Origin of the sequence: Shimia sp. (assembly GCF_965227725.1) — a bacterium.
Classification (GTDB): Bacteria; Pseudomonadota; Alphaproteobacteria; order Rhodobacterales; family Rhodobacteraceae; genus Shimia.
The window spans coordinates 877,549-890,578 of the sequence record NZ_CBDDGH010000001.1 but is presented as its reverse complement, the minus strand read 5'-3'; the positions used below and the strand labels follow the sequence as shown (position 1 = coordinate 890,578).

Sequence of the window (13,030 nt, the reverse complement as noted above, 5' to 3'; positions counted from 1 at the left end):
GGGTGACATCACAAAGGCTGATGATCAATCAGGCATTTCTTATCCTTAGATAAGCATTGCTTATCATGCGCCCAGCTTGAGGACGTTACGTAAAGCTTCCACCGTAGACAGCCCCGGCAGCCGGTGTGGCGTGACCAAACTGACGTTCTTTTCCACCGGAGGATCGCCCAGTGGCAGGGCAACGATGTCCTGCATTTCGCCCAGACTGTGCAGCAATCCTTCGGGAATCACCGTGGCGGCCACGCCGTTTGCAGCCATCAGCAGTGAAGAAGTGAATTCGCCGGTCTCCGCCACCACAGAGGGCACCACACCCACGTCGCGGAACACCAAATCCAGAATGCGCCGGTTCTGCATACTCGGCTCAAGTAGGCTCAGGGGCAATTCCGCCGCCTCCGCCCAGGTTGCCGTGCCGGTCTTGCGTGGCGCCAGCGCCTTTGGCGCCACCAGAACATAGCGCTCCTCATAAAGCGGCTCGACCCGCATCATTTCTGGTGAGACACCCTCGCCATAGGTGATGCCCGCATCAAACACGCGCTTTTCCAGCCCCTGCTGGATGGTCAGCGACGAGGCTGTCTGCAGCCGCACGGTGATCGCGGGGTGGGCGGCGCGCAATTGCCCCACAGCCTGCGCGGCAAATCCCACGGCGGTGGGGATCACCGCAAGCGAGAGCTGGCCGGTGACCTCGCCCCCGGCGGAGCGGAACTCCTCTTCCAGCAGTTTCATCCCGTCCATGATCTTGCGGGCATGTCGCATCAGCGCCTCGCCTTCGGGGGTGAACCCCTGAAACCGGTTGCCCCGTTTCACAATCGCCGCATTGAGCCGCTCTTCCAGTTTGCGGATGCGCATGCTGAAGGCCGGTTGCGAGACGCCACACTCCTCAGCGGCGCGCGCAAAATGCCCGTGACGTGCCAGGGAGGTGAGAAATTCGAGGTCTTTCAGGCTAATCACGGCGCAGATCTCCGAAGTGAGCGACACTGCAAGCACTAGCCGCTTTGCGCCATCGGAGCCAGACAAACGCGAATCGCCTTGGCCTCTGAGCGACCTGCAGCGCAGAGGGCTGCGGCATGTGCCCGCCGCGCAAAATCCAAGGAATCCGCGTCAAAACCCATGAATTTCAGCGGTTTTGGCGATTCTTCAGAATTTTCACACCCGCCCCTTGAGGCGGCTCAGACAGCGCCTAAGTAAGAGGTTCCAGCAGAATGTGCGACATTCGCGCCACTCTCAATCTTCTGTTAAGCGCGACACAGAGCCGCGATGCGCCCTCAGAGTGGACTGCGCGCTGGACGGGTTGCACCACCTTCGTTAAAAACCGCCCATGAAAGGCTACGGGCATCCGTGGCCGGAAAGTATTTATAGGCCGCTGTTGCGGTCGCTTAATGGAGGAACCTCGTGTCCCACGCAGAAGATCACGAAGGCACCCGCAGAGACTTTCTCTACTACGCCACCGCTGGCGCAGGCGCAGTCACTGCCGGTGCAGCCGTCTGGCCACTGGTCAATCAGATGAACCCCTCCGCGGATGTGCGGGCGCTGTCCTCGATTCGCGTGGATATTTCGGGCATTGAGCCAGGCACCCAGCTGACCGTGAAGTGGCTTGGTAAGCCGGTCTTTATCCGTCGCCGTACGCAGGATGAGATCGACGCGGCCCGTGCGGTTGCTCTGGAAGACCTGACCATCGACGCCACCAGCCAGAACGCCAACAAGCCCGGCACCGACGCTGCGGATGAAAACCGCGCGATGGATGAAACCGGCGAATGGCTCGTCATGATGGGTGTGTGTACCCACCTTGGCTGTGTGCCTCTGGGCGACGGCGCGGGTGAGTTCGGCGGCTGGTTCTGCCCATGCCACGGCTCCCACTACGACACTTCCGGCCGCATTCGCAAAGGCCCGGCCCCCCAAAACCTGCATGTTCCGCTCGCCCGCTTTGAAGGCAGCGAACTGGTTCTAGGATAAGGAACGCGATCATGTCCGGAATTCCACACGATCATTACGAGCCCAAGTCTAAGGGCGCAAAATGGGTTGAAAGCCGCCTGCCGGTGATTGGCCTGATTTACGACACCATCATGATCCCGACCCCCAAGAACCTGAACTGGTGGTGGATCTGGGGCATCGTTCTGGCTTTCTGCCTGGCGCTGCAAATTGTCACCGGCATCGTTCTGGTGATGCACTACACCCCACACGTTGATCTGGCCTTTGCCTCCATCGAGCACATCATGCGCGATGTGAACGGCGGCCATATGCTGCGCTACATCCACATGAACGGCGCATCGCTGTTCTTCTTTGCGGTCTACATCCACATCTTCCGTGGCATGTATTACGGCTCCTACAAGGCGCCGCGTGAAATCACATGGATCGTCGGCATGATCATCTACCTGTTGATGATGGCCACCGGCTTCATGGGCTACGTTCTGCCTTGGGGTCAGATGTCCTTCTGGGGTGCGACCGTGATCACCGGCCTGTTTGGCGCGATCCCGTTTGTGGGTGAAGGCCTGCAGACCTTCCTGCTCGGCGGCCCTGCGGTGGACAACGCCACCCTGAACCGCTTCTTCTCGCTGCACTATCTGCTGCCGTTTGTGATTGCTGCTCTGGTGATCGTCCACATCTGGGCGTTCCACACCACCGGCAACAACAACCCAACCGGTGTTGATGTGCGCCGCGGCTCCAAAGAAGAAGCCCAGAAAGACACGCTGCCGTTCTGGCCCTACTTCGTGATCAAAGATCTCGTGGGTCTGGCGATTGTTGTTACCATCTTCTTCGCCGTTGTTGGCTTCATGCCAAACTACCTCGGTCACCCGGACAACTACATCGAAGCCAACCCGCTTGCGACACCGGCACACATCGTACCTGAATGGTACTTCCTGCCGTTCTACGCGATCCTGCGTGCCTTCACCGCCGACGTTTGGGTTGTGATGGCCGTGAACTGGATCACCGGTGGCATCATTGATGCGAAATTCTTCGGTGTTCTGGCGATGTTTGGTGCGATCATCGTGATGGCGCTGCTGCCATGGCTCGACACCTCCCGTGTCCGCTCCGGCCGCTTCCGTCCGATGTTCAAATGGTGGTACGCGCTGCTGGTTGTCGACTTCATCGTTCTGATGTGGGTCGGTGCTCAGGAAGCCAAGTTCCCCTATGACTGGATCTCTCTGGTGGCGTCTGCCTACTGGTTTGCCTACTTCCTCGTGATCATGCCGCTTTTGGGCATCATCGAGAAGCCGACAACTCCGCCGGCGACCATCGAGGAAGACTTCAACGCGCATTATGACATCAAGCCTGCCGAGTAATAAGGACAACAGCCATGCTTAAGAAGCTTAGCATTATCGCATTCGCGGCACTGTCCCTGTCAGCAGGTGGTGCCATGGCCGCAGGCGGCGCGGGCCACATTCACGATGTGGACTTCTCCTTCGAAGGCCCGTTTGGCAAATTTGACCAGAACCAGCTGCAGCGCGGCCTTCAGGTCTACACCGAGGTCTGCTCGGCCTGCCACGGGATGCGCTACGTGCCCCTGCGCACGCTCGCAGACGAGGGCGGCCCGCACCTGCCCGAAGATCAGGTGCGCGCTTACGCGGCGCAGTTTGACATCTATGACCCTGAGCTGGATGACGACCGCCCACGCAAACCGACCGACTACTTCCCTGAAAGTGGCCTGGAAAGCGCACCGGACCTCAGCCTGATGGCCAAGGCCCGCGCCGGTTTCCACGGCCCTTACGGCACTGGAATCAACCAGCTGGTCAAAGGCATGGGTGGCCCGGAATACATCGCCTCGATCCTGACCGGTTACACCGGTGAGGAGAAAGAGGAAGCGGGCACCACCTTCTATGAGAACACCGCCTTCCCGGGCGGCTGGATCGCCATGGCGCCGCCGCTTTACGGTGAGGATGTGGAGTATGCCGACGGCCACTCCAACTCCCTGCACCACGAAGCCGAAGACGTCTCCGCCTTCCTGATGTGGGCCGCAGAACCCAAGATGATGGCCCGCAAGCAAGCCGGCCTGACCGGGGTTCTGTTCCTGGTGGTTCTGAGCACATTGCTCTACCTGACCAACAAAAAGCTCTGGGCGCCCGTCAAAGGCAAAAAGCTGGACCTCTAAGGCCTGACCTGAGCAAGATAAGAGAAACGCCGTCAACGAAAGTTGGCGGCGTTTTTTTGTTGAAAGACCGCGCGGATGCGATGTTTGGCACGCCCCGGTCTCGCGCGCGAAAATCAGTGCGATTGAAAACCGAAACAGAGAGATGCCCGTGTCTCTGGTGTTGTTTGTTTTTTTATCTCTCTTAATGATAGAAAATATAGCCTAAGATTTCCTCTTATAAGCAAGTCGAGCATGAACAAAATCAGATTGGCCGCTGCCTCCATAGGACTGGTCGCGGTTTGTATCCTGGCGAATAAACATCTGGGTTTTTTGCCCCATAGGAACATTTGCCTCACCCAGAGGATCGCGGATACGGTTGTGGAAGAGTGCACAACACTTCTTGCGCAAGGCGACCTGAGTGATCAGACACGGGCCGACGTTTTATTTCGGCGCGCTTTAATGACAACAAAACAGGATCCAGAGGCCGCTAGATCTGATTATCATGCAGTCCTTGAGTTGAGACCTGACTGGACGTGGCCGCTTCACAATCTGGGTTTGATCTATCTGAATAGGGATGAGCCTGCCACCGCGCTGCCGTTGTTTGACAGGGCTTTGGAAATCGATCCGGACGCGCATCATCGACGCACCAGCCGCGCAAAAGCTTACTTTCTGTTGGAACGCTACACAGAGGCCTTGGCTGACACAGAAATTGTCTTGAAACATGACACAGACAATTCTCTCGCACAGGTTCTCCATGGACGCAGCCTGGCTCAACTGGGCGCGCATGATCGTGCGCTCGCCTTTTACTCAAAGATTTTGCTCGAAGACGGGGATCATTCGCGTGTGCGCCGTGAACGCGCTGGCCTCTATTTTCGCGATCTCGATCTTTCCAGCCACGCTGAAATCGATTTGCGCCATGCGTTGAAACAAAATTCCGAAGATCGACGTGCATTGGCCTTGCTCGGCTATGTTTTGCTCCACAAAAAACGGTACCCCGAGGCAAGGAAGGCATTCGAGCACGCCTTGGCCATCAAACCGGACTATGGCTACGCGCGCCGCGGTTTGACCCGCCTGGAGCGCGAAGTCACCGAGACTCAGGAGGCAAACACACGGCTCAGCACACCGCTTGGCCGCGAAATCGCGGGTCCGGCATTTGGCACTGTTTTGGCGCGCAGTTATGCGGATCTGGGCGATACGGCGAGAGCCCTCGTGGAATACGATGCGGTCCTGTCCCAGGAGCCCGACAACGTTTTTGCACATTCCGGGAAGGCTAAGGTTTTTCAACGTCTGGACCGTCACGAACAGGCGATTGATGCGTTTGAGGGGGTCTTTGCGTCTGTTGAGCCGCAAGCGGGCGGTGAGACAGTGGGGCGAGATATTATAGAGCAGATATACACAGAGCTGGGCTATTCGTATCATCCCCTTGGGCGCGGAGAGGAGGCGCTCAAAGCGTGGAAGATGGGGCTTACAAATGCACGTGAAAATGACGTTTCCCTGTGGCAGCTGCGATTGCATTCAGCAGGGCACTTTTCCGGCCCGCCTGACGGCAAAATCAACGACGCCTTCTGGGAAGGCTTGGAAGCCTGCTCGGTCGATATCGCGTGTTTGAATTGAATCGCCTCACAGTCGGTAGCCAACGCTCGCACCGGTTCTTAGAAGACTCTCCCCCAAGCTTCTCATTCCTAAAATATCCCGGGGAAGCCACCGCTTGCGGTGGCAGGGGCAGCGCCCCTAAAAACCACCAGCCCCACCTACCCACCGCACCTGAAAAAGGGCATCAACAGGTATGACTGACCTTTCAAGAATAGCGGCCATTATGTCTGGTATTGGCATCTCGGTCACCTCGGCACAGGCGCTCTCAGGCGGACACTCCCGGGAGACCTGGCTGGTCACCTGTGCAGACAACAGGCGCGTCGTCCTGCGGTTCGGAGACGCCCACTCCCACATTGAAGCCGCGATTCTCAACCGCGCAAGAACCGTTGTTCCAGTTCCGGAGGTCATTGCCGGTGGCGCAGGTTTTTTGATTTCTGAGTTCGTCGAAGGCCAGACCTTGGAAGAGCTGCTACGCGCTGGCATCGCTGCGGGTGAAGGCGAAGCACTGGCCGTCCAGCTTGGCCAATCCGTTGCCGCGATTGGGATCGTTGAGTTCGACCGTCCCGGGTTTTTCACAGACGGCGATATGTCGATTGGCAAACCCCTTCCGCAAGCGCATCAACTGGCACCGATGTGTGCAGAATGGCTCAGCAAGTCAGGGCGTTTCACCTCTTCTGAGATAGAGAGATGGGAGGCGCCGTGCACGCAAAACTTCGAGATATTGGCCCCCCTGAACCAGATCAGCCGCTTGGTGCACTCAGATATGAACCCGAAGAATATCATCGTGGACCGCGTTGACGGGGGCTGGAAGCTCAAAGCTTTCATTGACTGGGAATTTGCTCATTCAGGCTGCCCATATGCCGATGTGGGCAATTTTTGCCGGTTTGCCTCTGAATATCCCAAAGGTTTCCTGCGTTCTTTTGTAAAAGCCTTTGAGGATGCCGCCCCTCTGATCACCGAGGACTGGCAAAAACAGGCACGGGTTCTGGACATGATTGCTCTGAGCGATCTGGCCTCAAGACCGGTCGGACATGTGGTTGGCGACAAAGCAGAAGCGCTGATCCGCTCTTGGTCTGCCAACGGTATCCCGCCACTCGTGTGAAAGCCCAAAAAAACACAGTCGGAAACCGCCGGTTTGCTTCCCATTCAACAACCCCAGATCATGGAAGGCCCGGAGCCCTCTCGCGTACCAAGCAAAGCGACGTCCAAGCTTCTCATTCCCAAAATATCCCGGGGTAGCCGCCGCTTGCGGTGGCAGGGGCAGCGCCCCTAAAACCACCCGCTTCCCCCTCTCACTCCGCAGCCAGCTCCGCTGTCCCCAGCCGATTGAGTCCCTGCTCCTGCAACATCTGCACAAGCTGCGCGTGGGGCACCTCCTGCACCGGCACATTGGCGCGCAAGGCCAGCGCCGCGGCCGTGCCGGTGGCCTGTCCCATCGCCATGCATTGCGGCATGCCGCGCACCGAGGCAAAGGCCACCGGATCCGCTGACAGAATGCGCCCGGCAAACATCAGGTTGGGGATGTGCTCAGGCAAAAGCGTGCGAAACGGGATGGTGTAAAACTGCCCGGCCTCAAGCGCGGCGTGATGGGTCATCTCCCCTTCGGCGCGCATCACATCATCCACCGGGTTGTCACAGGCCACAATGCCATCGGCGAACTTGGTGGCGCAGGCCAGATCCGCGCCGGTCAGCCGGTAAACCCCTTGCAGCTTGCGGGTCTCGCGCACCCCGACCGTGGGCGACAGCATCGCCATATGCGCCTCAGTAAATCCAGGCACCTCGCTTTGCAGGAACCGCGCCAGCTGGTGGCACCGCCTGCGCCCTTCCTGAGTCGCAGCGGCCACGGCCACGGGATCCGTGCCATCCACGCCCCGCACATGCACCGAATTGCAAAATACCGTCCCCGGATGAAACCCGCGCATCAGGTAAAGCTGCGCCAGATCTGCGTGCAGGCGCCCCTCGGCAATGCCTTTGGAGGCATAGGCCTGAAAATAGGGATCGGAATCAGCAAAGGCGCGATCCCAGTCCACCCCCATCATGAAAAACGATATGGTCACCGCCATCATATTGCCTGAGGCATCGCCCAAAGCGTAAGGCACCCCCGCTTTGGCGGAGATGTCGCCATCTCCCGAACAATCAATGACGATCTTGGGCTTCACTGTGAACGGCCCGTGCCGGTCACAACACTGCACGGCGGAAATGCTGTGGCCCGCCATCTCCGGCGCGATGGCCATCGCCCCCAGGCGGATTTGCACACCGGCCTCTTCCAGCATCTCAAACATCGTCAGGGTGGCCACATCGTGGTCATAGATGATCTCAGGCCCGAAATTCTCCAGCGTAGAGGCGCGTTTTTCCGCAGCAGGCGGATCCATCGCGGCCAGTCTGTCGGTCAGCTCCTCGATCAACCCGCCAATGATGCGATCCATCGGATAGGCCCCACCCCAGGGCATGCCGGGGCAAAAGGCCATCACGCCGCCCACCTTATGGGTTGCCTCCAGAAGCGTCACCGCAAGCCCCTGCCGTGCCGCCGCAATCGCAGCTCCGAAGCCCGCTGTTCCGCCCCCAATCACCAGCACATCGGTCTGAACACTGTCTTTGGCCAATTTCTATTCCCCGCCCTTGAAAACCCGGCGCCTGCGCCTTTTGGGAAAAAGACGCCCCACAGCGCGCCGCAGTCAAGCAGAATGTCAGACAATAGGTGGCGCGGCTGTCCGCCAGTCGCTGCCAGAGGGCAGCCGCCCGCCATCCTGCCAATATCTTCTCATTCGTCAAATATCCCGGGTGAAGTCCCAACTTGCTTGGGACGAGGGCAGAGCCCTTCTGCTGACCCTTCAGCGAATCCCAAACCCCAAACACAAAAAAGCCGCCCAAAAAGGCGGCTTCTTCAACTCTGTGATGCAAGTCTTGCGACTTAGCCCTGACGTGCTTTGAAGCGACGCTGGGTCTTGTTGATCACGTAAACGCGGCCCTTGCGGCGCACAACGCGGCAATCACGGTGCCGGTTCTTGAGCGAGCGGAGCGAGTTCTTGACCTTCATGGGTCTTCTCCTCATTTCGCGGCGCTGCATTGCGCCTGGGGTTACGGGACCTCTCCTCAGAGAGGCGATGAATTCATGGTGGGCGATACTGGGATCGAACCAGTGACCCCTTCGATGTCAACGAAGTGCTCTACCGCTGAGCTAATCGCCCTTTACCGACGTATACGTCCTGACCCCTAATGAAAGGGGCGCGGAAATCCGCGCCGGTGGCGGCTTCTATAAAAGGAGTCGCGGGGGGGATCAAGGGCTTTTGGCACAGTAATTTTTGCGTCTATACTTTGTTGGAACAGGAGAGACGATGCAAACGCAGGCTTATCACATTTTTGCCCCTGAATCATGCCGGACATCGGTGGTTTTTGCCTCTCCTCACAGCGGCAATGACTATCCGGAGTGGTTTATCCGGCGTTCCCTGCTCAACGCGCATACGATTCGCTCCTCAGAGGATGCCTTTGTGGATCAGCTGTTTGCGGATGCGCCATGCTTTGGCGCGCCGTTTCTGGTGGCGAATGCCCCCCGCGCATTGCTGGATCTCAACCGCGCGGCCGAAGAACTTGATCCTGCGCTGATTCAGGGGGTGCGCAAAGTCGGTCACAATCCGCGAGTCGCCTCCGGTCTTGGGGTGATTCCCCGCGTGGTGGCCAATGGGCGGGCGATTTATCACGGTAAAATGAGTCGGGCTGAGGCTGATCACAGGGTGGAACACTACTGGCGGCCCTATCACCGCGCCCTCACGAATCTCCTCGCCGCCGCGCACAACCAATTTGGCGAAGCGATTCTGATTGATTGTCACTCCATGCCCCATGAGGCCGTCGCCGGAGCCGCGCGTCGGAGCGGCAACGCGCCAGAGATCGTGCTTGGCGACCGCTTTGGCGCGGCTGCGGATGTGGAGATCGTGGACCGGATCGAGGCCGCCTTTGTGCGCGCCGGCTTCACCGTGTCACGCAACACGCCTTTTGCCGGCGCCTATGTGACCCAGCAATACGGCCGCCCGCACCGCCGCCAGCACGCCATTCAGGTCGAGATCGACCGCGCGCTCTATATGGATGAGGCGCGGATCGAGCCGCTGCCGGAGTTTGACAGCTTCCGCACAAGGCTGCGGGGGGTCATTGCAGAGATTTCCGAAATCGGCGCGGCACCGGAGCAGGATCTGGCCGCCGAATAAACGCGCCAACTGCCCACCGGCGTTTCACACAGTCTTTCCGTGGCCTGCTGCGCTCCTCTGACGCCGCGCTTTCATTGACCTTACGTGCAGGCTTCGTCAGATTGCGCGCACACAAGAGGAGAGAGCCATGTCCAGCGCCCTGATCGTGATTGATGTCCAGAACGACTTTTGCCCCGGCGGCGCATTGGCGGTGCCCGAAGGTGACATGATCGTCGCAGGCATCAACGCACGGATGGCCGCCTTTGACACGGTGGTGCTGACACAGGATTGGCATCCCGCAGGCCATTCCTCCTTTGCCAGCAGCCACGCAGGCAAAGCGCCTTATGATCTGATCGAGATGCCCTATGGCCCGCAGGTGCTGTGGCCGGATCACTGCGTGCAGGGCAGCGCAGGCGCGGCATTTCATGACGGGCTGGATGTGGATCGGGCCGATCTGATCATCCGCAAAGGCATGAACCCGGCCATCGACAGCTATTCCGCCTTCTTTGAAAACGATCAGACCACCCCAACCGGGCTTGAAGGCTACCTGCGCACCCGCGGGATCACTGCGCTGACACTCGTGGGGCTGGCCACGGATTTCTGTGTGAATTTTTCGGCACAGGATGCCGCGCGATTGGGCTTTGAAGTCACGGTGGAAGAGGCACTTTGTCGCGGCATTGATTTAGATGGATCTTTGGCCGCCGCGTGGCATACACTACAATCTATTGGTGTGCATCGCATATAGAATTAACGATTTGAAAATTATTAACCTTTTGCCGCCACGCATTATACGTTGCCTTTGGGAGTAAGCGTATGTCAGCGGGTATATTGGAACTGAGGCAGGCGCTCGCAGCTTTTGACCGGCGAAATACGCGGTCTGGTAGATTGGAGCGCTATGCGCGCGGCCGACGCCGCTACGCGACCAGCCGGATGGTGGTCGAGGTCCTTGGCGCAGGGCTGATTATGGTGGCTGTGTCCCTGCCGATGGGTCTCATGGCGCTTGCGGTGGCCCTTGTCGGGGATGTCCTCGACCTGCTGGTTTTGCGCAACATCAAGGCGCGTATGGACGCCGGTGTGTCGATCCAGCGCATCGAACGCCTCTCCACTCTCAGCGCCATGGCGCAGGCGGCAGGCCTCGCGGCATTTGTGTCCCTGATGTGGATATCCCTGCCTGGCGAAGTGGGGCTGTTGCTTTGTCTGAGCTATTTCATCGCTGCCTCCATAAACGCGATCATGGCTCTAACGCACCATAAAGCCGCCTCCATCGTGCGCCTCTGTATATTCGGGGGGGCCGTTCTTCTGTTGTTTGCAGTCGATATTTATTGGCAAAGACAGGGCGGGATACAGCTTCTCATCAACCTGAGCGCCACGCTGCTGGTGGCCTATGCGATGCTGCCTTTCGTGAACTACGTCACCAAGGTCCGGTTTGGCGATTTGCATCAAAAACGCCAGCAGATCGAACAGGCGCTGGCGCTTGCCAAGGCCAACGCCTCTTTGCTGGCGCAACAGCGTGAAACACGGCGCCTTAGCTCTATTCCGGAAAACGCCGCTGAAGGGGTTCTGATGCTGGACAAAGACGCCTGCATCCTCTGGGCCAACCCTGCTTTCACCAAACGCTCCGGCTATGCTTTGGAAGAGGTGCTGGGGCGGCGGCCATCGGAATTCCTCTATGGCCCGGCCTCTGATGCTGAGTCAGAGATCTATCTGTGCGAGAGCATCAACGCGGGGCGCACCACCCGCAGAGTCAATGTGAACTACACCAAATCCGGTGAGGCCTATTGGGTGGAAAGCAATGTGGCGCCGGTGTTTGACGAAAACGGCGAGCTGGAAATCTGCGTTTCCATCGAGCGTGACATCACGCAGCAAAAACAGAATGAGCGAGAGCTGGCAGAGGCCAAACGCGCCGCAGAAATCGGGGAGCAGGCCAAAACCATCTTCCTCGCCAATATGAGCCACGAAATCCGCACGCCGATGAATGGCATCATTGGCATGGCGGATCTGCTGACGGACGCAAATCTGGAGCCGGAACAGGCGCTCTATGTGCAGACCATCCGCCACTCGTCTGAGGCGCTGCTGACAATCATCAACGACATCCTCGACTATTCAAAATTGCAAAGCGGCAGCATGGCGATCAACCCGTCCCGCTTTGATCTGAAGGCGCTCATTCAAGACGTGATGCACCTGATGCAGCCGCAGGCCGACGCCAAGAACCTTGAGCTCAATGTGCAGATACAGGACGGCCTGCGCCAATTCATGTGGGGCGATCACGGGCGCCTGCGGCAGATCTTGCTGAACGTGATCGGCAACGCCATCAAATTCACCGAATTTGGCAGTGTCAGTGTCGAAGTGGCGCAAAATGAAGGCGGCTGTGGCTTGATCATTCGGGTGTCTGACACTGGCATTGGCATCCCGGTCAACCGGCTTCCCCATGTGTTTGAACAGTTTGAACAGGCCAATCAGGACACCACCCGCCAGTTTGGCGGCACCGGTCTGGGCCTGGCGATTTCCCGACAACTCGCGCGCATGATGGGCGGGGATGTGACCGCCACCAGCACCTTGGGCGTCGGTTCGTGTTTCACCATCAACGTGGCCATCGCTTCGGCGCGCGCGCCCGAACTCCCGCAGGATCCGGCCAAAGCAGCGCTTGATAAGAGCCTGTTTGAAGGGGTGAAGGTTGTTCTGGCAGAGGACAACCGCACCAATCAGCTGCTGATCAAGAAGATGCTGAAAGACCTGCCCCTGCGCCTCTATGTGGCGGAGAACGGCTCTGATGCGGTGGTGACCGTCATCTCCGAGGAGCCCGATATCGTGCTTATGGACATGTCCATGCCGGTGATGGATGGCCTTGATGCCACCCGCGAAATCCGCCGCCTCAGCATCACACAGCCCAAGATCGTGGCCATCACCGCCAACGCTTACAACAGCGACCGCGCGGCCTGTCTCGAGGCGGGGATGGATGACTTCCTGAGCAAACCTCTGCGCCGCGCCGAACTGATGGAGACGCTCTCCAACATCCTGCAGGCCCGCGCGTCCGAACCGCTGGACGCCTAACTCCGGCAGGGACCGCGCAAGGATTGCCCAGTGTTCCCCCCAGTGTTCCCCCGCAGCGCCGCGCCCCAAGCCTCAAACGCTTATGGGCTTGGAGCGCCCCGCAATTCTCGGTATCAACAGCACACTATATGAACTTGAGGGCCGG

Annotated in this window: 11 protein-coding genes and 1 tRNA gene; 8 read left to right on the top strand and 4 right to left on the bottom strand. The window is 58.8% G+C overall.

Annotated features, from left to right (window positions below; translation table 11 throughout):
* Window positions 1-63: 63 nt before the first annotated feature.
* Complete coding sequence (locus ACO07T_RS04160; RefSeq protein WP_422048378.1) at window positions 64-1,014, bottom strand: LysR family transcriptional regulator; 951 nt, start codon at window positions 1,012-1,014, stop codon at window positions 64-66.
* A 375-nt stretch (window positions 1,015-1,389) separates the two neighbouring features.
* Between ACO07T_RS04160 and petA the strand changes: the two genes are divergently transcribed.
* The 5 genes from petA to ACO07T_RS04135 all read left to right on the top strand — a co-directional run bounded on the left by petA (window position 1,390) and on the right by ACO07T_RS04135 (window position 6,758).
* Window positions 1,390-1,950, top strand: coding sequence for a ubiquinol-cytochrome c reductase iron-sulfur subunit (gene petA / locus ACO07T_RS04155; RefSeq protein ID WP_209076002.1), 561 nt, complete (start codon window positions 1,390-1,392; stop codon window positions 1,948-1,950).
* 11 nt (window positions 1,951-1,961) lie between these two features.
* A complete protein-coding gene (petB, locus tag ACO07T_RS04150) occupies window positions 1,962-3,278 on the top strand; it encodes a cytochrome b (RefSeq protein WP_209057808.1) in 1,317 nt (438 codons plus the stop codon).
* A 14-nt stretch (window positions 3,279-3,292) separates the two neighbouring features.
* Complete coding sequence (locus tag ACO07T_RS04145; RefSeq protein WP_209057807.1) at window positions 3,293-4,084, top strand: cytochrome c1; 792 nt, start codon at window positions 3,293-3,295, stop codon at window positions 4,082-4,084.
* A 246-nt stretch (window positions 4,085-4,330) separates the two neighbouring features.
* A complete protein-coding gene (locus ACO07T_RS04140) occupies window positions 4,331-5,677 on the top strand; it encodes a tetratricopeptide repeat protein (RefSeq protein WP_422048377.1) in 1,347 nt (448 codons plus the stop codon).
* A 172-nt stretch (window positions 5,678-5,849) separates the two neighbouring features.
* A complete protein-coding gene (locus ACO07T_RS04135) occupies window positions 5,850-6,758 on the top strand; it encodes a phosphotransferase (protein ID WP_422048376.1) in 909 nt (302 codons plus the stop codon).
* A gap of 190 nt (window positions 6,759-6,948) precedes the next feature.
* Here the strand turns inward: ACO07T_RS04135 and ACO07T_RS04130 are convergent, their stop codons facing one another.
* The 3 genes from ACO07T_RS04130 to ACO07T_RS04120 all read right to left on the bottom strand — a co-directional run bounded on the left by ACO07T_RS04130 (window position 6,949) and on the right by ACO07T_RS04120 (window position 8,844).
* A complete protein-coding gene (locus ACO07T_RS04130; protein ID WP_422048375.1) occupies window positions 6,949-8,259 on the bottom strand; it encodes an FAD-dependent oxidoreductase in 1,311 nt (436 codons plus the stop codon).
* 308 nt (window positions 8,260-8,567) lie between these two features.
* Window positions 8,568-8,693 carry a type B 50S ribosomal protein L36 gene (gene ykgO, locus ACO07T_RS04125; RefSeq protein ID WP_008562923.1) on the bottom strand — a complete coding sequence of 42 codons (126 nt, stop codon included), beginning with the start codon at window positions 8,691-8,693 and terminating at the stop codon, window positions 8,568-8,570.
* Window positions 8,694-8,769: 76 nt separating this feature from the next.
* Window positions 8,770-8,844: transfer RNA gene (locus tag ACO07T_RS04120), tRNA-Val, on the bottom strand.
* Window positions 8,845-8,991: 147 nt separating this feature from the next.
* Here ACO07T_RS04120 and ACO07T_RS04115 point away from each other — a divergent pair.
* The 3 genes from ACO07T_RS04115 to ACO07T_RS04105 all read left to right on the top strand — a co-directional run bounded on the left by ACO07T_RS04115 (window position 8,992) and on the right by ACO07T_RS04105 (window position 12,885).
* Complete coding sequence (locus ACO07T_RS04115; protein WP_422048374.1) at window positions 8,992-9,855, top strand: N-formylglutamate amidohydrolase; 864 nt, start codon at window positions 8,992-8,994, stop codon at window positions 9,853-9,855.
* 127 nt (window positions 9,856-9,982) lie between these two features.
* Entirely contained in the window at window positions 9,983-10,579 is a 597-nt protein-coding gene (pncA, locus tag ACO07T_RS04110; RefSeq protein WP_422048373.1) for a bifunctional nicotinamidase/pyrazinamidase, read from the top strand.
* 68 nt (window positions 10,580-10,647) lie between these two features.
* On the top strand, window positions 10,648-12,885 hold the full coding sequence (locus ACO07T_RS04105) for an ATP-binding protein (RefSeq protein ID WP_422048372.1): 2,238 nt from the start codon (window positions 10,648-10,650) through the stop codon (window positions 12,883-12,885).
* Window positions 12,886-13,030: the final 145 nt, after the last annotated feature.